This is a genomic window from Cycloclasticus sp. PY97N (assembly GCF_002443175.1).
GTDB classification, from domain to species: domain Bacteria; phylum Pseudomonadota; class Gammaproteobacteria; order Methylococcales; family Cycloclasticaceae; genus Cycloclasticus; species Cycloclasticus pugetii.
Map to the genome: position 1 here is coordinate 2,167,305 of NZ_CP023664.1, position 20,255 is coordinate 2,187,559.

Below are 20,255 nucleotides of genomic sequence, written 5' to 3' on the forward strand. Positions count from 1 at the left end.
TGTTAGTCTTCGTAACGCTTTAGCACTAGGGTCGCATTTGTTCCACCAAAACCAAAGCTGTTTGACATTACTGTATTCAACTCAACACCTGTCTGAGTTTCCATAACAATATTAGCCGCTTCAGCTGCCTCATCTAATTGGTCAATATTTGCTGAGGCTGTTATAAAGTTATCCTTCATCATCAATAAACAATAAATGGCCTCTTGCACACCCGCTGCCCCTAAAGAATGACCCGATAATGACTTCGTAGAACTGATCGGTGGTACCTTATCACCAAAAGCGGCTTTTACTGCTTTAAGCTCAGCCATGTCACCTACCGGTGTACTGGTGCCATGCGCATTAATATAATCGACAGGTGTATCGACATTCTCTAAGGCCATTTGCATACAACGCGTTGCACCCTCACCCGACGGAGCCACCATATCGTAACCATCTGAAGTAGCGCCGTAACCAACTAATTCAGCATATATTTTCGCACCTCTAGCCAATGCAACATCCAGGGCTTCTACCACTACTACACCACCACCACCAGCTATTACAAAACCATCACGGTCTGCATCATAGGCTCGTGAAGCAGTGTCGGGAGTATCATTTCTTTTTGTTGATAAGGCGCCCATCGCATCAAACATCATTGTTAATGACCAATGCTCCTCTTCGCCGCCACCAGCAAAAACACGATCTTGTTTACCTAATTGAATAAGCTCCATAGCATTACCAATACAATGTGAACTGGTCGCGCAAGCAGAAGTTATCGAATAGTTAACGCCTTTAATCTTGTAGGGTGTAGACAGTCCTGCTGATACTGTGCTGCTCATCGTTCTTGGTACCATATAAGGCCCAACTCGACGAATACCTTTCGTATTCAATAAGTTAATAGCTTCATCAACATTCTTTGTAGACGCTCCACCAGAGCCCATGATAAGCCCAGTTTTAGGGTTTGATACTTCCTCTTCTGTCAAACCTGCATCATCAATCGCTTGCTGCATTGACACATAGGCATAAGCAGCAGCGTCTCCCATAAAGCGTCGAGCCTTACGGTCTATTAATTCGTCTAGATTTATATCTGGCACACCAGCGACATGGCTTCGAAAACCTTTTTCTTTGTACGCTTCCCTATAGCTAATACCTGATTTCCCAGTTTTAAGCGAATCTGCAACAGTATCTACATCACTACCTAGTGATGAAACAATACCCATGCCTGTAATAACAACCCGTCTCATATTTAACCTTTTTTAGAAATTTTCAGTTGAAGTAAATAACCCTACACGCAAATCCTTTGCTTCATAAATTACTTTTCCGTCCACTTCCATCACCGCATCAGCAATACCCATCACTAATTTACGCATAATAACTCGTTTTAAATCAATTTTATAAGTCACTTTCTTGGCCGTTGGTAGTACTTGCCCCGTAAATTTTAACTCACCCACTCCTAACGCTCGTCCTCGTCCTAAGCCACCTTTCCAGCCTAAATAAAAGCCAACTAATTGCCACATTGCATCTAAGCCAAGGCAACCAGGCATGACGGGGTCACCCGGAAAGTGGCATTCAAAAAACCACAGGTCGGGAGTAATATCTAACTCCGCAATAATTTGCCCTTTACCATTTGAACCGCCATCTTCTGTAATGGATATAACTCTATCGACCATTAACATATTTGGCATAGGAAGCTGTGCATTCCCAGGGCCAAATAGCTCCCCTCTTCCACAGCTCAATAATTCTTCTTTATTAAATGAATTCTGTTTCTTAATCTCTGTCAAAATACTGCTTCCTTAAAGTGTTATGGCCCATGATGGATTTACAATGCTATATGATACTTGTTATCAAGCAATTGAGCGAGCATCTTAAACACCAAGTAAGTAACCAGCCGCCATTAAAATAACGCAATCAAATAAATATAACTTTGACGCATACGCTATATTCCATTTGAAAATTTGCTGCCCTGACGCACCGTAGCGCCCATGTAGCGCAAGATTAATTCCAGATATTGGGCTTGCCGACACCCCAATCGCCCAAGCCATTAAAAACGTAATCGCCAGTAACGTTTGATTTGGCTCAATACTTATAATCCAATGCCCAATAACAGCGATACTGATAACCGGATGAACGCCCAAAATAGCTAATACAAACATCCATAGCAAAATAACGGATGCCACAAAGCCATCGAAGTGCTGAAACGGAATAGCTATCGACAAGCCATCAAGGGCTGCCGCCAATCCTGAGCCAAACACACCTGCAATAAGAAATAGAAGCAGCTCATTTTTCATTTGCGGAAGCCTGTTCACCCCATAATGAATGAAACCCATACCCCCTTTGCTTAACCCCTGCCTTAACAGCAAAACCACCAAGCTTAATAGCAAGGAGCACATTGCTATTAATATAAGCACACTAACCGCAGGAAAAGCATAATGAGCCAATGCTACTAATATGACCAAGCCAACTGGCAGCCACAATGCTTCAAACCGTACTGGGTAACCAATAAACTCTTCGATACCCTCCTGCTTATTTGCCTTAGCTTCGAAAAATGTAATCAAAAATGCAAGCACGGCCAATCCAAAACCAACGACCATCACAATGGGCAGCGAAGCTTCGGGCGTAAAAACTAACGCTGCTGCAAAAGCAGCAAAAAATGGCGACCAATGGGCGCCCGATGTAAACGCTCTCGTCAACAACTTCTGTTGATTCATTGATAGCTGCGCCTCTTTTACCATTCTATCTGCCACCAATAATACAGCTGATAGATTGATGACCGAGCCAAAGAAGTGAACACCTAGGTAAGTTCTAACAAAGGCTTTGACGCCTGTCGGTAAAGCCTTTGCTTTCTTATCAACGGGCAAGGCCACTAATTGTAAAAACTGCACCCCAATCAGCATTACAATCATTAACTGATTTGCTGAAAATGCTTTATCAATATGAGCTATTTCACCAGTTTGCCATGCCACCAACCAGCTCATGATGGCAAAAGTCGCAATGGTCAGGATGATCTTTTTTTGCTTAACCGCCAAATCAAAAAATAAAATAATGCCGGCAAGCCATGTAAACACGCCCTGAAGTCCTTCAATATTATTTGGAACCCAAGCATTAAAAACTGTTAACACAAAACTAAGTATTAATAACGGCCCTGCAGCCTTTATAAGATAAGACATTAAAGTCTAAGAAGTTTCTACAGCAAGGCGTAATAACGTGGCGATAGTTCGGTTATATGGCGCATCTTTTCCCATCCTTTCACAGCCTTTAATGACAACGCCACAAATCTCTTCAATTTCTAACGGGCGACCCTTTTCGCGGTCAACCAGCATGGAAGGCTTTATAGAATCAAACGTTGAAATCAATTCAAGCATATCTTCGAGATCTTCTTGAGATAACTCAACCCCATTAGCTTTTGCTGCCAGCACTGATTCTTCCATTGCACCACGTATGAGTGGTAATAGACGCACATCAGGTGTTACCTGCCCGGTCTCTTTTTCTAACAAGGTACATACTGGGTTAAGACCATTATTAATAATTAACTTACGCCATAGTTCTTTATTAATATCTTTAGAGACCTCTGTTGGAATTTCTGCAGAGTTAAAGCAACGAGCTATCTCGTTTATTCTTTGCTCGGTTTTAGCACTGATTTTTTGATGATTGGGCCACAAACCTAAAATGACCTGCGCAGGGCCAATTGACTCAACCACACCTGGTTTAACAATATGCGCACCTATCCGGCGAGCAATACCACCCAAAACCAAACCAGCTGGCAATACTGAACTAAGCTGCTGCTCATTATCGACACCATTTTGCAAAGATAAAACATAGGGCAATTCATTTTTTGGATACTTCTTTAACCAAGCATCAAGTTGACGCGCAAAGCCCGCTGTTTGCATACTTTTCAAGCACACAACAATAACATCAAGCTGTTCTGGTCGTGTTGTTTCAAACCATTTATCAAGACTAACGGCACTAACCTGTAGGTTAAACACTAACTCGGCGTGTTTAACTTCTAGACCCTGCCCTTGCATAGCCTGTAAGTGAGCGCCTCGAGCGACCAACGTAACAGTCTCACCAGCCTGAATTAGCCTGGCGGCATAGTAACAACCTATACCGCCAGCACCTATAATTGCAAAGTTCACTTAATTTTCTTACCTAAGTTTATTGATCCGCTTCTGTAAAGAAATCTAATACCAACTTGTTAAACCGTGCATTTTGTTCTATTTGAGTCCAATGTCCACATTTTCCAAACATATGCAGTTGCGAGTTTGGCAATAATTCAAAAAAGGTCTTTGATGTAATAGGCGGAACCACAACATCTTCACGACCATGAACCATCAATGTTTCGTGTTGAATCTTCTTAATATCTTCAGGGTCACTAGCAAGCGCGTCAACCCAACGTTGACGAGGTGCAGGGAACATTTTACTAAATGACTCTTGGAACCCTGGCTGGATAGTTGCCTTATAACGAAGTTCAGCTAACTCATCAGTCACTAAGCTTCGATCATAAGCAAATAAATCCATCATTTTACGCATATTTGCCACTGATGGCTCATAACCCCAAACCTCATCCAAGCCTGCTGTTAATTCAAATTCAACGCCGGCCGCGCCCATTAAAACAAGACGATTAACTCGTTCAGGGTGCTTAATTGCAAGCGCTATCGCTAAGCCGCCGCCAAATGAATTACCAACTAAATGTGCTTTCTCAATACCCAATGCATCCATTAGATCAACAGCATGTTGAACCCAATTATCCATTGTATATTCATAGTTTTCTAAACGTTCGGTAAAACCAAAACCCGCCATATCAGGGGCAATCACACGATAGTGCTCAGCCAATACAGGAATAACTAAACGCCAATTAGCCCAAGCCGTTACACCAGGTCCAGATCCATGAATCATAAATACTGGATACCCTTCACCTTCATCGTGGTAATTAGTTTTAAAGGCACCCGTTTGAATGCTGTTGGCAATTTCTGGATTGGAACTCATGATTGTCTCCTAGATGTTATTTAATAAACCGAATTGTTGAGCCAACATTTTATAGGAGGCTATGCGAGGTTTAAAGGAATGAGTCACATTAACAATCATTAATTCTTCAACATCGTATAACTCTGCAATTTGCTCTAAACGTGACTGACATTGCTCAGGTGTGCCGGTAACCATTGTTGCTAATGTTTCATCGTAGTACGCTTGATCAGAGAGGGATAACTGTTTCTTTTTATCCATCACCTCTTCAGGCGAGAAAAAGCTGTCAATCTTGCCATGACGAAAGGCCTGAACTTTCCAATATGTATGGCTACTTGCGATGAGCTCCGCCTCTTCTTTAGAGTCTGCACAAATAGACGCGACTGCAATAATTGCTTCTGCTTTGTCTAGACTACCACCTTGTTTAAATGCCTTGCGGTAGCGTTGTATGATCTCTGGGGGTCTATCATGTGTTCCAATAAATAGCGCCAACACAAAACCTGCGCCTAACACACCCGCCATCTCAGCACTGCCATCACTCGAACCTAACATCCAAACTGGTGGTGCGCCCACATCGGTTGGTACCACAACGGCTTGACTATAAGGATGATCCTCAGGCAGATTGTTACTTAAATACCCTATCAAATCTTGCGTTTGACTAGGGTAGTATTCGGAGGGAACCGTTTGCCTTGGCGCTGAAATAGCAGCCGATGAAATTGGGTGTCCACCTGGCGCACGCCCTACTCCTAAATCAATACGGCCCGGATGAAATGCCTCCAACATTTTAAATGTTTCAGCCACCTTAAACGCACTGTAGTGCGGCAACATGACTCCACCGCTGCCCACTCTAATGCGTTTTGTAGCATGAGCGACATTATTCACCATCATTTCAGGACAAGGGCTTGCATAGCCCGGGGTTGCATGATGCTCTGCGACCCAATACCGGTGATAACCTACCTCATCGCATGCTTTTGCCAATTCAATGGTAGAAAATAATCCGCTAGATTCTGGCTGATTATCATGGACAGGAGATTGATCAAGAACGCTTAGTTTTATGTTTTTCATTATTTAAGGGGAAATTTAAAAAGGCATTTATATTAAATGGATTTGTATTCTCTCGTCGATGACAGTTATCAAAAAATACAAAAAAGCCCTAAACAACTTTCATTGCTAGGGCTTTTAAGTGTTTTCAATAAAACCGATAACTTAAAACGTGTCGTCGCTTAACGACCTAACGATTTTGCAGTTTTACCACCAATTCCAAACTGTGTATTAGGTACTTCTTGAATTAATACGCGAACGTTTTGACGTGGCGCATCGACTGCTTCACAAAGCGCATCGGTTACCTTTTCAATAACCGCAGCTTTTTGCTCATCAGTTCGACCTTCCATCATATGAATATGTGCTATTGGCATTTACTTTCTCCCGTTAATCAACAAATCGCATTGTCACAGTGCCTAGATCTTGATAACGCACTGAAACATTATCACCTGCTTTAACTGCAATAGCAGGGGTAATAGCCCCAGCCATAATAAACGTACCAGCAGGAATAACCTCTCCACGTTCCGCCAACAGATTAGCCAGCATTGCAACACTTGCTGCAGGGTGACCTAGAATAGCTGCACCAGCACCTAACTCTACTACTTCACCATTGATCTCCATGACCACACCGATTGTTTTAAGATCCAAATCTTCAACCGGTAGCATACGACCCCCTGTTACAAAGCGTGATGAAGAAGAGTTATCAGCAATCACACTCTTAAGGTCAAATTTAAAGTCTTTATAACGTGAGTCAATAATTTCCACGGCTGGAACAATAAAATCTGTTGCTGACAAAACATCACCAATGTGACAGCCTGGTCCACTTAATTCTTTTTTTGTTACAAACGCAACTTCTGCTTCTACTTTCGGGTGAATTAACTCAGAGATCTTAACTTCACCACCATCAGGAATACTAAAATAATCAGCCAAAAAACCATAACAAGGTGTTTCTACTCCCATCTGGCGCATTTTTGCCATCGATGTTAAGCCCATTTTTAGACCAACAATCTTGTTACCTCGTGCTTCTTTTCGACGACGAATCTCCCACTGTACATCGAGTGCTTCATCCCAGGTGATTTCTGGATAATCATTTGTTATTTTTGTTACTTCTGTGCAGTTAAGCTCAGCATTTTCTAGGTGCTCTGCTAACTGTTCAATTGTTGCTTTATCTAAAGCCATAATAGTTCCTCTTACGCTGATTTCTTTTTAATCTCTAAGGCAACATCTTCGATCATGTCTTCTTGACCGCCTACTGCACCCATTTCACCTAATGCCATTAAGATTTCTCGTGCTGGCACGCCATGGTTTTTCTCTGCTCTTTTTGCATGAAGCAAAAATGATGAATAGACGCCTGCATAGCCTAACGTTAAAGAGTCTCTGTCAATACGTGTTGGTGTTGGCATTAACGGAAGTGCAATATCTTCAGCGACGTCCATAAGCTTATCGACATCAACACCAGTTTCAATGCCCATTCGATTACAAACCGCGACCATCACTTCTAGTGGTGTATTACCTGCACCTGCTCCAAAGCCTGCAACAGAACCATCAATACGAGTAGCCCCTGCTTCAATTGCCGCTAGTGAATTTGAAATACCCATTGCCATGTTGTGATGACCATGAAAACCGATTTCGATATCATCGCTAAATTCCGCTCTTAATGCGGCAATTCGATCGGTTACATCATCTGGCAACAGGTAACCCGCTGAGTCTGTTGCATAAATACAGTTTGCACCGTAATCAACCATTTTTTTAGCTTGCTCTAACAATGCCTCAGGTGATGTCATATGCGCCATCATCAAAAAACCAACCGTATCTAAGCCATATTCACGTCCTTTTTGGATGTGCTGCTCAGAAACATCAGCTTCTGTACAGTGTGTGGCCACACGGATTGTTGAAATACCACAGTCAGCTGCCATCGCAAGATCATCGACCGTACCTAAACCAGGCAGTAACAATGCTGATATTTTGGCATTCTTCATTTTTGGTACAACTGCTTCAAGATATTCACGGTTCGAATGTTTTCCAAACCCATAGTTTACTGAAGAGCCGCCTAAGCCATCTCCATGTGTTACTTCGATTAATGGCATTCCAGCTTCATCCAACGCAACAGCCATCCTAACCATATCGTCTAATGAGAACTGATGGCTGACTGAGTGCATACCATCACGTAACGCATTATCGTGTAACTTAATTTTTTTACCTTTTAAATTCATCACCAACCCCCTAAGCTAATTTGGTTAATGTCAGTGTGCCGTTTTCAATCTCTTCGGCAAACATTTCTGCTGTTCTTGTCCCAGCAGCCGTCATAATATCCAAATTACCGGCATACTTTGGAAGGTAATCTCCTAGCCCTTCAACCTCTAGAAATATACTAACTCTATGTCCATCAAAAATTGGTCCATTTTTTAACTTATAGCCTGGCACATATTTTTGCACTTCTTTAATCATTGCGTGAACTGATTCTGTAATTGCTTTTTGATCTGGTTCTTCTTCAGTTAAGCAATGAACAGTATCCCTCATAATTAAAGGTGGCTCTGCAGGGTTTAAAATAATAATCGCTTTGCCTTTCTTAGCACCACCAATTTCTTCAACGGCTCGGGCTGTCGTTCTTGTGAATTCATCAATATTTTTCCGTGTGCCCGGGCCTGCTGATTTTGATGCAACTGTTGCAACAATTTCACCGTACTCTACTGCCTGAACTTGGCTCACAGCAGCCACCATCGGTATCGTTGCTTGGCCACCACAGGTCACCATATTAACGTTCATTTCTTGCTCACCCACATGCTCTTTCAAGTTAACAGGTGGAACACAAAATGGGCCAATAGCTGCCGGCGTTAAATCAATCACTAACACGCCTTTTTCTTGCAATTTACGGTTATTTTCCCCGTGTACATATGCAGACGTTGCATCAAATGCAATTTGTATATTATCTTCTTCAATATGTGGAATTAAGCCATCTACACCTTCATGCGTGGTTTTTAGGCCTGCTTCTCGAGCTTTTAATAAGCCCTCTGAGTCAGGATCAATACCTACCATCCACAGCGGGTTTAAATTTGGACTACGTTGTAGCTTAGCCATTAGGTCGGTGCCGATATTACCGGAACCAATCATTGCGCAATTTATTGCCATTTACTAATCTCCTAAAATTTTACGCTTAAACAAAGCGAACAGATGCTGAACCAATGCCGCCTACACTAACTCGCATAGAATCGCCTGCTTTAGCATCAACCATCATGCATAATGCGCCTGATAAAATAACTTCACCGGCTTTTAATGTTACGCCTAAGGCACCCATCGTATTAGCTAACCAAGTCATTGCATTAACAGGTGAACCAAGTGCTGCTGCTCCCGCACCTGTGTGCATTAATTCGCCATTTTTTTCGAGTGTTAGACCACATACGCTTAAATCTACTTTGCGTGGATCAACAGCCGTTCCACCTAATACAAGATAACCACATGATGCATTATCAGCTACTGTATCTTGAATTTTAATTTTCCAATCCGTGATTCGTGAGTCAACAATTTCGAAACAAGGCATTACTGCTTCTGTCGCCGCCAAAATATCCGCATTGGTTAAGCCTGGCCCACACAAGTCTTTTTTTAGAACGAATGCTATCTCGCCTTCTGCTTTCGGTTGAATCATTTTTTCAGAGATAGGAATATCCTGTCCTTCTGACATCACCATGTCACTTAATAGGTAACCAAAATCAGGCTGGTTTACACCAAGCATATCCATCACAACTTTGCTGGTACAACCTACTTTTTTACCGACAACTTTTTCACCCGCGTCAAGACGACGTTGAATCATTTGATGTTGAATTTTATAGGCATCTTCAATCGTCACCTCTGGTGAACGCTCGGTAATCGGCGCAATTGTTTGTTGCGTAATAAGCGCCTCATACAGCTCATCGCCGTATTGAATTATTTTATCTTGATCCATTTTTATTCCTTATAGTTTCACACAAATATTGGTCAGCTCTGAATAGAACTCCAATGAATAATGGCCACCTTCACGGCCTGTTCCAGATTGCTTTGCACCACCGAAAGGTGTACGTAAATCTCTTAGGAACCAGCTATTAACCCAGCAAATACCCGTTTCCATTTGAGCGGCAACTCGGTGTGCGCGAGTAACATTTTCTGTCCAAACAGATGAAGCTAGACCATAAGGAGTATCGTTTGCTAACTCGATGGCTTCTGCTTCTGTATCAAATGGTGTGATGTGTGTGCACGGGCCGAAGATTTCTTCTTGCACAACCTTAGCTGTTTCTGGCAACCCTGTCCAGATAGTTGGTTCTATCCAATAACCACCAGCTAAGTCTTCAGGCATGTCAGGAATACCACCACCTGTTACGACTGTTGCGCCTTCATCCACTGCCGCTTGATAGTAGCTCAATACTTTTTCACGGTGTGATTTACTAATTAATGGCCCCATATTGGTTTCGGGGTCTTCAGGTCGACCTAATTTAAGCGCTTCAGCGCCTTCTTTTAAACGTTGTACAAACTCGTCAAAAATTGGTCGTTCAACATATACTCGCTCTGTTCCGAGGCAAACCTGCCCACAGTTAGCAAATGCCGAGCGTAATGTTCCTTCAATCGCTTTATCCATGTCACAGTCAGCAAAAACAATGCCCGCATTTTTTCCACCGAGTTCTAGCGATGAATCGCGAACACCTACCGAAGCCGCAGCTGCAATACGCTCACCCGTTGCTGTTGAGCCTGTGAAAGTAATCGCATCTAGGCCTGGGTTCGTAATCAAGGCTTCACCCACTTCACGACCTTTGCCCAGAATAACGTTATAAACGCCTTTTGGCACCCCTGCCTCGTTCATTACCTCACCCAATAAAGTGGATGTTAATTGTGTTTCTTCAGAAGGCTTTACAATGACTGTATTACCACATGCTAACGCGGGAGCAATTTTCCATGTCATCAATAACAAAGGTAAGTTCCAAGGACCAATAACACCAATCACACCTTTAGGCTTATGAACTGTATAGTTTAGCGCGCCTGTACCGTCTGGTGTCGGCATGTGAAAAGCTTCATCCCCAACATTTTTAATCGTATCTGCAAAAATTTTAAAATTAGCAGCGCCTCGGGGAATATCAATATGACTCGCTAAGGAATAAGGCTTACCCGTATCTAAACACTCAGCCTCTAAAAATTCATCAAAACGCGCATTAATACCGTCGGCAATTTTATATAAAATATCCACACGATCTTGGATAGAGTAACCAGCCCAAGGCCCTTTTAGTGCTATGCGGGCAGCATCTACTGCTTCGCCAACTTGCTCTATGCTAGTTTTGTGATATTGGCAGACCAGTTCTCCTGTTGCTGGTGAATATATTTCACCAAAACCACCAGAACCAACAAACTCACCATTAATAAACCCTTTTATTTCTCTCATATTTTTTTAGAACCTTTACTAAATAATAATGTAATTAAACCAAGACATAATCAATCGCATCTACGCCAGCTTGCGCGCAAAGAATATCTTCTTCTTCTGAACCACCTGAGACACCAATCGCACCTATAACGTCTTCACCTTCAAAAATTGGCAAACCGCCACCAAAAGTCACTACATTCGGTCGCCCAGCTATGCCCGCTTGCAACTGGGTCTTACCTTGAAGCACTTCACCCCACTGCATTGTAGGAAACCCAAAGCCTGCAGCTGTGTACGCTTTATCCTTAGCAATTGTCATGGAGGGTAGAAACGACTTATTCATACGCAAAAATGCCATTTCTGACGCCCCGCGATCCACAACCGACACACAAATGTTAATGCCAATTTCTTTTGCTTTTTCGACTGCAGCTTGCACCGCAGTAAAAGCTGCTTCGGTGGAAATATTTTTAGTTACAATACTGCTAGACATAACACTAAGACGTAACGCCCATAAAACTCTCAACCAATTGACGAGAGTGATAGAAAATAGCCTGACCAATATTATCTGCTGTCCATGTTAAGACAGGGCTATCGGGATACACGTAGCTATCTTCAGCGAATACTTCGTTACGGTTACGTGATGGATCAAAGAAATAGATCGTTTGTCCTCGAGTTAAACCATGTCGTGTTGGGCCAGTTTCCAATGGAATATCTTCCATCGAAATAATATCACCTGCTTTTAATACGCCTTCCCAAGAACTTAATAAAAATGAAGCATGGTGTAATTGACCTGATTTTTCAGAACGGATAAAGGCAACATCATGCGCCTTAGTGCTACACGTTAAAAATGCTGCCAGTTGAGTTTCACCATCAACTATTTGCTCAGTTAATTGGAAATCTAATGCTTCGGTAAAAAATTTAAAGTTTTCTTCAAAATTATTACCATACAATAAACAATGATCAAAACGAATGGGCTCCATTCCTTTCAAACCTCTTGGCCAAGGAGCAGGGTTAGTGGTTGGAAGACCGTTACCCACTTGTTCTTTTTCAGCATATAAATCAAAGGTATGACCAGCAGGCGCGACAAAGCGAACCCGTTCACCACAGCCCTTTAATTCGCCAGCAGGAATTCTTTTTGTTTCAATACCAAAGTTTTTAACATTAGACTCATAACGCCACAAATCTTGCTCTGTTGCGACTTTAAACGCCATGTGGTCCATACCTGAGCGATCTGAAGGCTCCAACACTAGCGAAAACTTATCTTGCTCATCCCAACATTTAAGATAGACACGACCCTGATCATCTCGGTCAGTTTCTATCAGACCAATATTTTCACAATAATGGTTTAGTGATTCTTCCATATCCAACACTCTTAGTTGGGTATGTCCTGGACGTAAAATACCTGTCATTGCCATGGTTAGCTCTCCTATCTCTATTAATTTTTTGAAATTACGTTGCACTATAACTATTTAATGCGATCAACACACTTTACCGCGATACAATTTTTTGTAAAAGCCCAATCATACATAATACCATATTGTTGGAAAGCTTCTAATACCATATTGCCTCACAACATCCTTTACCCCCTGTCATTCAAAGTTGATCATTATTAATTATGCTTTATTTAAATGATGACTTTTTAGCCCCTCAGTTTAAGGCCATTTCGTTGATTCAATTGGCTAAAAAAGCCACGTAAGTACCTTACGTGGCTTTTTTAGATGTATAACAAATCAACAATTCACATATCGTTTTTGCTTATGTATATACTGTTGTGAAGGTTTCATTCAAAACACCCGTATGGTAGAAAATACCACTGCCGATCTGGTCTTCGGTCCAAGTCGTCACTGGTCTATCGCGTTGCGCCAAGTAGCCTAAGCCTCCGAAGGTTTCGTTTCTATTTCCTGATGGATCAAAGAAATAAATTGTGTAGCCTCTTGTTACCCCATGCCGTTGTGGCGTCACATCAATTTTCACTTTATTCTTACCCATAACATCGGCGGCCTTTAACACATCATCCCAACTATCCATATAGAAGGCGAGATGATGTAAACCATTAATAGGCCCACCAACAAAGGCAATATCATGCGGTGTATTACTAACCGATAGCCATGTTGCTAATTGCTCATTGCCTTCAGGCCCTACCAAGATTTGCTCTACCAGATAAAAATCTAAAACATCGATCATGAATCTCGTATTTTCTTCAACCTTATTAACCCCGTTACCAAGGTCGAACTCACTCATTAGCAAGGCGTGATCTAGCCAATGTACGCCGGCTCCTTGCAAACCATCCGGCCAGGGTTCTGGGTTAACCGCACCTACCTCAGTACCAACATACTCTTTATCGGCATATAGATACATTTCATGCCCACTAGGTATATTAAATTTTAATACGCGGCCAACAAATGGCAGCCCCCCTTCCGCAATATCCTCTACCACAACACCGTACTGAGTAATGCGCCTTTTAAACTCATCCAAATCCGCATTGCTTTCTACTTTATAGCCCAGGTTTATCACTCCTGCTATATCAGCCTCGGTCAAAATCACGGAATATTTATCCCACTCATCCCAACATTTCAAATAAACATTGCCTGCCGTATCTGTATGTACTACTTTCATACCAATTACATTTACGTAATGTTTTACAGACGCCTCCATATCCAAAACTCGGATATTGATATGACTTATTCTCATGACACCCATAACACCTCCTCTTTCTGATTTAAATCGCAAATAATTACCGACCTGATGGTGGCAAGATATACCTCATATTGCATTGATTTAAATCAGAAAAGCCCTTATCTATAAGGGCTTTTCTATACAAGGTTATTTATTGGAGTTTTAGGTCATTAAGATGTGGACCAGGGTGTTTTAGTACTTTCCTTTACAATGTTTTTTTGTAACTTACCAATAACGCTCAAACTCAGGTCGCTGCGGGGGAACACTCTACACGCCAAGACACTGCCAGATGCTTCCTCATCGGAAGATACATGCGCCCTGCTCATTTTTTTAGTGTCATACAATCCAGAATTTATTTGTATTTTACAGACACCACAACCCCCTCCCTGACAACCCGACGGAATACCTTTTTTACCCATTCTCGACATTGCAGATAAAAGATGCCGATTTGGCTGGCACTTAAAACTTTCCCCTGTGTTTTCTATTGTGATAACAAAATTTTGAGCTTCATCACGCACTACATCAGTCATAAGCATTAATACAAGTCGTTAAACTTCTGGAGTATATAAGTCTGAAAAGAATGCTGATGGCTTCAAATTCTTATTTGCAATCAGTTCGTCTGCCACTGCTTTCACCATTGCAGGTGAACCAGCACTATAGACTTGCCACTCAGACAGATCATTAGGCGTTAGTCGATCAACCACCTCTGTAATTAAGCCCGTATGCCCCTCCCAATCTTCTTGGTGCGATAAAGCCGGGTGATAATGGAAGCCGCTATATTTCTCTGCTAAAGCCTGCATAAAATCAGACTCTAGTAACTCACTCTCTTCACGACAACCTAAAAAATAATGCACTTCACGATTAGCTAATTGATCGGTCTCATCCAAATAATGAATCATCGAACGAATATAACTTGCACCAGATGCCCCCGCCACAAAGATCAAATTCCGCTTACTGTCTTCTCGTAAATAAGCGTCACCCATTGGCATGTGTAATTGAACAACATCTCCGGCTTTTAGTGAATATAAATAAGCTGCACCTGTTCCCAATTTATCTTCTTTCACTAACAGCTCCACCTCACCTTTTTTATTCGGTGAAGAGGCAATTGAATAATATGACGCCTTATCCAAATTTGGTAATAAGACCGCCAAATATTGACCGGCTTTAAATTCGAGCGACTTAGGCTCAAGCAGTTCAATTCTAAGTAAAATAATACCCTTGCTGACAAAGCCAGAATAAACGACTTGCCCCTTATGCGTTACTTCCATCCAAAACTCTCTTTTTAATAATTAAAGCACATAACATGGTAACAACAACCAAGCCCGATACTTTTTATATCATGAGCGCACTGCTCACTTTTTTAATTTTTCTATTGAACTCACTAAACATATAGCCATAACTAGTCTCCCTTAGTTAAACAGTGCACTTCATACTCGTCATCGCAACCTTAGTCAGTTTATCTTGCGAAACGAATTCCTTGCACAATAGAAAATCCAATCTCTTTTATATTATACAAAATTAGTAAAATACAACTTTATTTATTGAAGCAAATCCTAACCCTATAAAAGAACATTCAAGACCCTATATTAAAAAAACTTATAAACATTACCTTTACAAAGTCGATTGTAGGGCAAATAAAAAAGCCCTAGCGACAAGTCTGCTAGGGCTTTTTGCTTTATATACTACTTTTACTTTATATACTAAACACTATAAACATCTAATACAGTATCAACAACATCATTGTGTAACGTGATTTTTCTATAGCAGATTTTCAACTCACCATCCACTTTACGTAAACGGTGCTCTTGAACACCAAAAGCATTACGACTCACTTTAGAATGATAACTGTGTGTCACCCAAGACGAATGAACAACAATCTCACCTTCATCATTTTCAGACACTCTAAAGTTGCTGTTCATATGACACGTTCTAGGTAATGGACTGGCAGAATAAGCCAATTCTGTTCTGATTCTATACACTCTATCCTCAAGACCTGAGCGATTACCATAATAAATCAATGAAATTTCACGCTTAGGGTTACTCGTTTGAGTATATTCATCAATCCATGATGGCATCCAATAGGTAGCATCTTTTGTATATAAATTAATCCAATCATCCCACTGCTTATGGTCTAGAGCGGCAGCCTCATTAATAATTACATCTATGGCTTGTTCTTTTAATACTGAATCCATCTTAACTTTCCTCCGCTTGGCCTTCAGCCATCATCTCGGCCCACCGCTTATGCTGCGCAACCATAATACCTTCATCTTCAAGGTTAGTACCTGACTCAACAGGGTTAATTCCAACAGTTTTAGCAACTTTTTCTGGCCCTTCAACCGTATTCATTGCCCCACGACACATATCACTCCAACGTTGTTTTTCACCCATAAAGCCTATCTGGCTGTTATTGAATGCTGTTAAATCATCCGGTGTTGCCATGCCTGTTGCATTAAAGAAATCCTCATACTGCCGAATACGGCGCTCACGGGCTTCATCTGACTCCCCAACCGGTGCAACACAATAGGTTGTTACTTCTGTTTTATCAACAGAAATAGGGCGGAAATGGCGAATCTGCGTACTCATTTGATCCATTAAGAATACGTTTGGATAGATGCAGGTATTACGTAAAAAACCCGCCATAAATTCTGCTCGCGCCTCTCCAAATTTTTCTCGTAGCGCTGGCATCTGCCCACCAACATAAAGTGGACGATCTTGGGCACTAGGGAATTTTCCCCATAACATCACATGACCATTCCCAAAGTGGTAGTAACCACCCGGTAGCTCCCCAGTAGATCCTGTCGACATCGCGCCCACATCTGCTGCTTTCACTGCGTCATTCTCTGCTTGGATTTTTTTACGATTGGCTAACGTCATTACATAATTGCCATGAATAGCTTCTAAATGATAACCATCCACACCATTTTCCGCTTGTAATTTCCAATTTCCATTATAGGTATAGGTTGTTATACCCGGTAACACCTCTAGGCCTCCCTCAGCCTGATCTACAAGTAGATCTATCGAGTGCGTCGCCTCGCCTAAGAACTCTTTTAAACTACATGCATTGTCATCCAGCACACCAAAAACAAAACCTCTGTAGCTTTCAATATCACCTATTGTTTGAAGGCCTAAATTATCTTTATCGAAGCTCTCACTATAGCCGACACTGTTTTTATGCTCACCACAATCCAGTAATTTCCCTTTCATGTCGTACGTCCACATATGAAATGGGCAAACCATTTTACGCTTATTACCGCATGCAGTGTTTACCAGTTGCGCACCCCTGTGTGAACAGGCATTAATAAAGCCATGTATTTCACCGTCTTTATCACGCGTAATAATAACGGGTTGACGCCCCATATATGTTGTAAAGAAATCATTGGGGTTTTTAATTTGGCTTTCATGGCAAAGATAAACCCAGTTTTTTTCAAAAATGGTTTTCATTTCCATGTCAAAAATTTCTTCGTCAGTGAAGACCCTTCTATCAGCACGGTAAATACCCTGCTCTTTATCCTCGATCAAATAGCTCCCAAAATCGATTTTATTTTGTTTACCCATTCTTTATTCTCCTTTTATCAGCCTGTTAACTCGGCTGCATCATTAATCTTATTCTCAACTAACTCTGTCGTTTGAGTAATTGAACTATATCAATATAAACTTTTCCAGCCATGACTTACATCATTTACTTGATAAAAATTCAAAAACTTCCATAAAAAGCTAATTTAATAAAGCTGCTTATTTATGATCATTAACACGCTATTAGCTAGCAACCAGTTACCAAACCACTACTATCATCGACCATAATTGCCAATAACGTAACTGTTGTTAAACCAACCAATACCGGTGTTTTCCGAGAAATGAAAAACACTCTTAACGAGTCATATTATTATCAACACTCATCATCTCTCCAAACCTCGTTTGTTTTATACCCCTAAATTATTCAAAAAGCACTTAACAAACCAATAAATATCATTTCGACATTCTCAAACTGACTCTTAATAACAGTTACTAAAACGCCTTATAAACCCCAATAACATTTTCGCCCCTTTATAACAGACAATAAAAAAGCACTCCTAAGAGTGCTTTTTTATTGAACAATCAATCTATGCAATCAAGCAGGCTCAACAGTATGCTTTGAATGATCGAAATTAAGATGTGATTCAAGGTTAGCAGGAGCTACGCCAAATGCTGTTTGAAAACTAACATTATGCGCATTAATTTCATCATATTTTAAATACCAAGCCTTATGCATCTTATAAAAAGGTATTTCTGGATATAAGTGATGAATTAAATGGTAGTTCTGATAAACCAACAGCGGTGTCAATAACCACTCCCAACCCATTCGCATCGTCGTTGCCATATATTTATCTTCTTCCTGACCCACTTTATTAGGCGCATGCGGCAAAATAACAAAAACTACTGCAATCATAAATTAAGCAATCCGGCTAGGAATGAACCACAACATAAGCAACTCAAGTCCCAAACCAAAGTATAAAGCAATGACGAAACCTGTTATTAGTAGCGTATAAAAAACAATAAGTGCTTTAGCATGTCTTTTTACAACTCTCATTCCATACTTAAAGAAATAATAGATGTAGTACCCGTCAAAACAAGACCATTTAAAAGGCACTTGCCACCATTTGGCCTCATGCTCGTAAACATCGGGGTCCATTGGCCCATTGGCGTGGATGTGGTGCTTATTATGTACCCATCTAAGTGCAACCATTGGCGCATAAGGGAATAAGAAAAACAAACCAACTGAACCGATAGCTTCATTAAGGAATTTATTGCTCGATAAAGAATGGTGCGACGCATCATGAATAATGCTAAACATCCAATAACTTAAAAGCCCATTGATGATAGCCCCTGACCATAAGGGCAAAATTCCGTTTAAGGCATAATACCAAACAGCAATAATGCCAGACAGAGACAGTATAAAAATAAGGGTCGTCGGAATGGCTAAACTGGGTGCAACCCTAAGAGATTCGAAATATTCTTCACTCGTTGCTGGGTTTTTTGTACACATAATCTCTCCTGAATTAAATTAACTGACTATTTATGTTTTTATAATCACCAATTAGAACAAGACTTAATCTAATAGATAAGTGTCATTATTTGACATAACCATGTCATTTTATGACAATACCTTTCAACCATCGCTCAAAGGAACTTATGTCCCAATCAATTATACTCCCTGTTAGCTACATACAAATAGCTATCCGAGAATTGTCTAACAAAGGCATTACAGCTGAGCAGATTTTAGAAGGCACCGAACTAAGCGTTCACTCATTACAAGAAGATGATTATATCTCATTAGATCAATTCATTAGCGTTATCCTTAACACACGGAAACTAAGTAACAACCCAGCCATTGGCTTATTACTGGGCTCAATACTGCACCCCTCAACTCACGGGTCTGTTGGTTGGGCAGCTATCAATAGCCCGACATTATCAGACGCCATCAATATTTTTCAGCGATATAGCCAAGTACGAACGCCCTTCATCTTATATACAACCCTTACCCAAGGTAATCAATATATCATCCGCTTAACGCTGACTGACAACCTTAAAGCCGCCCACACAATTTTCATCGAGGCCATGCTAATGTTACTGCAACATATCATTGAGTTCATACTCGGAAGGCCGATGACAGAGGCTAGTCTATACATGAATAGCTTCACACCCAGTTATGTAGACAGTTACCGGAAATACTTTCATTGCCCTATTCACTTTAATTCTGGTCACCTCGAAATTCGTCTTCCACTATCTTGGAAAGACACCCCCAACCCCAATGCTGACAAACACATGTACCAAATTGCGTTAGAGCAATGCCAAGAGGCACACCATCAATTGCAGCGTAATGTAAATATCAGCACTGAAATATACGATTATTTATCCGCAAACTTAAGTCACTCACCTACACTTAAACACACTGCTATGCACTTCGGCATAACACCTCGAACACTCATCAGGCGACTTAAAAATCAACACACGTCTTTCCAAAAAATAAAAGACGATGTATATGCATTTCAGGCCAGCAGTTATTTACGCAGAAGCACAATAACCATAGACACGTTATCTGTTATTTTTGGCTACAGCGATCCAGCTAATTTTAGGCGTAGCTTTAAAAGATGGTTTGGCATCAGCCCCCAAGAATATCGCGAACAACAAACCGAGATTTTGAAAAAACATTAAACGCGCATTAAATAAATTGAGCGATCAACTTAGC

Annotated in this window: 20 protein-coding genes and 1 pseudogene; 1 reads left to right on the forward strand and 20 read right to left on the reverse strand. The window is 41.1% G+C overall.

The window, feature by feature from the left end:
• Nucleotides 1-2: 2 nt before the first annotated feature.
• From fabB to CPC19_RS10560, 20 genes and pseudogenes are all read right to left on the reverse strand, one after another.
• Entirely contained in the window at nt 3-1,220 is a 1,218-nt protein-coding gene (fabB, locus tag CPC19_RS10465) for a beta-ketoacyl-ACP synthase I (RefSeq protein WP_015005329.1), read from the reverse strand.
• Nucleotides 1,221-1,232: 12 nt separating this feature from the next.
• Entirely contained in the window at nt 1,233-1,748 is a 516-nt protein-coding gene (gene fabA, locus CPC19_RS10470) for a 3-hydroxyacyl-[acyl-carrier-protein] dehydratase FabA (RefSeq protein WP_026362564.1), read from the reverse strand.
• A gap of 93 nt (nt 1,749-1,841) precedes the next feature.
• Nucleotides 1,842-3,143, reverse strand: a complete 1,302-nt coding sequence (locus tag CPC19_RS10475) for a hypothetical protein (RefSeq protein WP_015005327.1) — start codon at nt 3,141-3,143, stop codon at nt 1,842-1,844.
• 6 nt (nt 3,144-3,149) lie between these two features.
• A complete protein-coding gene (locus tag CPC19_RS10480) occupies nt 3,150-4,109 on the reverse strand; it encodes a ketopantoate reductase family protein (protein ID WP_015005326.1) in 960 nt (319 codons plus the stop codon).
• 19 nt (nt 4,110-4,128) lie between these two features.
• The gene (locus CPC19_RS10485; RefSeq protein WP_015005325.1) at nt 4,129-4,959 is read right to left on the reverse strand and encodes an alpha/beta fold hydrolase; all 831 of its coding nucleotides are present in this window, start codon (nt 4,957-4,959) and stop codon (nt 4,129-4,131) included.
• A gap of 9 nt (nt 4,960-4,968) precedes the next feature.
• A complete protein-coding gene (locus CPC19_RS10490) occupies nt 4,969-6,000 on the reverse strand; it encodes an LLM class flavin-dependent oxidoreductase (RefSeq protein ID WP_016389824.1) in 1,032 nt (343 codons plus the stop codon).
• Nucleotides 6,001-6,158: 158 nt separating this feature from the next.
• Complete coding sequence (locus CPC19_RS10495; RefSeq protein ID WP_015005322.1) at nt 6,159-6,350, reverse strand: 2-hydroxymuconate tautomerase; 192 nt, start codon at nt 6,348-6,350, stop codon at nt 6,159-6,161.
• Nucleotides 6,351-6,363: 13 nt separating this feature from the next.
• Nucleotides 6,364-7,155 (reverse strand): 2-oxo-3-hexenedioate decarboxylase, encoded by a 792-nt coding sequence (gene dmpH, locus CPC19_RS10500; RefSeq protein ID WP_015005321.1) that lies wholly within the window; start codon nt 7,153-7,155, stop codon nt 6,364-6,366.
• 11 nt (nt 7,156-7,166) lie between these two features.
• A complete protein-coding gene (gene dmpG / locus CPC19_RS10505; protein WP_016389825.1) occupies nt 7,167-8,189 on the reverse strand; it encodes a 4-hydroxy-2-oxovalerate aldolase in 1,023 nt (340 codons plus the stop codon).
• A gap of 10 nt (nt 8,190-8,199) precedes the next feature.
• Nucleotides 8,200-9,105, reverse strand: a complete 906-nt coding sequence (locus tag CPC19_RS10510) for an acetaldehyde dehydrogenase (acetylating) (RefSeq protein WP_016389826.1) — start codon at nt 9,103-9,105, stop codon at nt 8,200-8,202.
• Between the two features lie 25 nt (nt 9,106-9,130).
• Nucleotides 9,131-9,916, reverse strand: coding sequence for a 2-oxopent-4-enoate hydratase (dmpE, locus tag CPC19_RS10515; protein ID WP_015005318.1), 786 nt, complete (start codon nt 9,914-9,916; stop codon nt 9,131-9,133).
• Nucleotides 9,917-9,925: 9 nt separating this feature from the next.
• Nucleotides 9,926-11,377 carry a 2-hydroxymuconic semialdehyde dehydrogenase gene (locus CPC19_RS10520; protein ID WP_016389827.1) on the reverse strand — a complete coding sequence of 484 codons (1,452 nt, stop codon included), beginning with the start codon at nt 11,375-11,377 and terminating at the stop codon, nt 9,926-9,928.
• A 34-nt stretch (nt 11,378-11,411) separates the two neighbouring features.
• On the reverse strand, nt 11,412-11,843 hold the full coding sequence (locus CPC19_RS10525) for a heme-binding protein (protein WP_015005316.1): 432 nt from the start codon (nt 11,841-11,843) through the stop codon (nt 11,412-11,414).
• 4 nt (nt 11,844-11,847) lie between these two features.
• Nucleotides 11,848-12,768 carry a catechol 2,3-dioxygenase gene (locus CPC19_RS10530; protein WP_096910798.1) on the reverse strand — a complete coding sequence of 307 codons (921 nt, stop codon included), beginning with the start codon at nt 12,766-12,768 and terminating at the stop codon, nt 11,848-11,850.
• A 340-nt stretch (nt 12,769-13,108) separates the two neighbouring features.
• A complete protein-coding gene (locus tag CPC19_RS10535; protein ID WP_236610511.1) occupies nt 13,109-14,044 on the reverse strand; it encodes a catechol 2,3-dioxygenase in 936 nt (311 codons plus the stop codon).
• Between the two features lie 155 nt (nt 14,045-14,199).
• Nucleotides 14,200-14,565: a 2Fe-2S iron-sulfur cluster-binding protein gene (locus CPC19_RS10540; RefSeq protein WP_016389831.1), complete on the reverse strand. Its 366-nt coding sequence runs from the start codon at nt 14,563-14,565 to the stop codon at nt 14,200-14,202.
• Between the two features lie 12 nt (nt 14,566-14,577).
• A complete protein-coding gene (locus CPC19_RS10545) occupies nt 14,578-15,297 on the reverse strand; it encodes an FAD-binding oxidoreductase (RefSeq protein WP_016389832.1) in 720 nt (239 codons plus the stop codon).
• Between the two features lie 432 nt (nt 15,298-15,729).
• Nucleotides 15,730-16,221: an aromatic-ring-hydroxylating dioxygenase subunit beta gene (locus CPC19_RS10550; protein WP_015005312.1), complete on the reverse strand. Its 492-nt coding sequence runs from the start codon at nt 16,219-16,221 to the stop codon at nt 15,730-15,732.
• A 1-nt stretch (nt 16,222) separates the two neighbouring features.
• A complete protein-coding gene (locus CPC19_RS10555) occupies nt 16,223-17,584 on the reverse strand; it encodes a Rieske 2Fe-2S domain-containing protein (RefSeq protein WP_015005311.1) in 1,362 nt (453 codons plus the stop codon).
• Nucleotides 17,585-18,137: 553 nt separating this feature from the next.
• Nucleotides 18,138-19,052: pseudogene (locus tag CPC19_RS10560) on the reverse strand (fatty acid desaturase).
• Nucleotides 19,053-19,198: 146 nt separating this feature from the next.
• Between CPC19_RS10560 and CPC19_RS10565 the strand changes: the two are divergent.
• Nucleotides 19,199-20,221, forward strand: coding sequence for an AraC family transcriptional regulator (locus CPC19_RS10565; protein WP_016389835.1), 1,023 nt, complete (start codon nt 19,199-19,201; stop codon nt 20,219-20,221).
• The last annotated feature ends 34 nt before the right edge of the window (nt 20,222-20,255 follow it).

Coding starts and splice junctions, on each gene's coding strand:
- fabB (WP_015005329.1), bottom strand. CDS start 1,220: ATGAGACGGGTTGTTATTACAGGCATGGGTATTGTTTCATCACTAGGT.
- CPC19_RS10475 (WP_015005327.1), bottom strand. CDS start 3,143: ATGTCTTATCTTATAAAGGCTGCAGGGCCGTTATTAATACTTAGTTTT.
- CPC19_RS10485 (WP_015005325.1), bottom strand. CDS start 4,959: ATGAGTTCCAATCCAGAAATTGCCAACAGCATTCAAACGGGTGCCTTT.
- CPC19_RS10490 (WP_016389824.1), bottom strand. CDS start 6,000: ATGAAAAACATAAAACTAAGCGTTCTTGATCAATCTCCTGTCCATGAT.
- CPC19_RS10495 (WP_015005322.1), bottom strand. CDS start 6,350: ATGCCAATAGCACATATTCATATGATGGAAGGTCGAACTGATGAGCAA.
- dmpH (WP_015005321.1), bottom strand. CDS start 7,155: ATGGCTTTAGATAAAGCAACAATTGAACAGTTAGCAGAGCACCTAGAA.
- dmpG (WP_016389825.1), bottom strand. CDS start 8,189: ATGAATTTAAAAGGTAAAAAAATTAAGTTACACGATAATGCGTTACGT.
- CPC19_RS10510 (WP_016389826.1), bottom strand. CDS start 9,105: ATGGCAATAAATTGCGCAATGATTGGTTCCGGTAATATCGGCACCGAC.
- dmpE (WP_015005318.1), bottom strand. CDS start 9,916: ATGGATCAAGATAAAATAATTCAATACGGCGATGAGCTGTATGAGGCG.
- CPC19_RS10520 (WP_016389827.1), bottom strand. CDS start 11,377: ATGAGAGAAATAAAAGGGTTTATTAATGGTGAGTTTGTTGGTTCTGGT.
- CPC19_RS10525 (WP_015005316.1), bottom strand. CDS start 11,843: ATGTCTAGCAGTATTGTAACTAAAAATATTTCCACCGAAGCAGCTTTT.
- CPC19_RS10530 (WP_096910798.1), bottom strand. CDS start 12,768: ATGGCAATGACAGGTATTTTACGTCCAGGACATACCCAACTAAGAGTG.
- CPC19_RS10535 (WP_236610511.1), bottom strand. CDS start 14,044: ATGAGAATAAGTCATATCAATATCCGAGTTTTGGATATGGAGGCGTCT.
- CPC19_RS10540 (WP_016389831.1), bottom strand. CDS start 14,565: ATGCTTATGACTGATGTAGTGCGTGATGAAGCTCAAAATTTTGTTATC.
- CPC19_RS10545 (WP_016389832.1), bottom strand. CDS start 15,297: ATGGAAGTAACGCATAAGGGGCAAGTCGTTTATTCTGGCTTTGTCAGC.
- CPC19_RS10550 (WP_015005312.1), bottom strand. CDS start 16,221: ATGGATTCAGTATTAAAAGAACAAGCCATAGATGTAATTATTAATGAG.
- CPC19_RS10555 (WP_015005311.1), bottom strand. CDS start 17,584: ATGGGTAAACAAAATAAAATCGATTTTGGGAGCTATTTGATCGAGGAT.
- CPC19_RS10565 (WP_016389835.1), top strand. CDS start 19,199: ATGTCCCAATCAATTATACTCCCTGTTAGCTACATACAAATAGCTATC.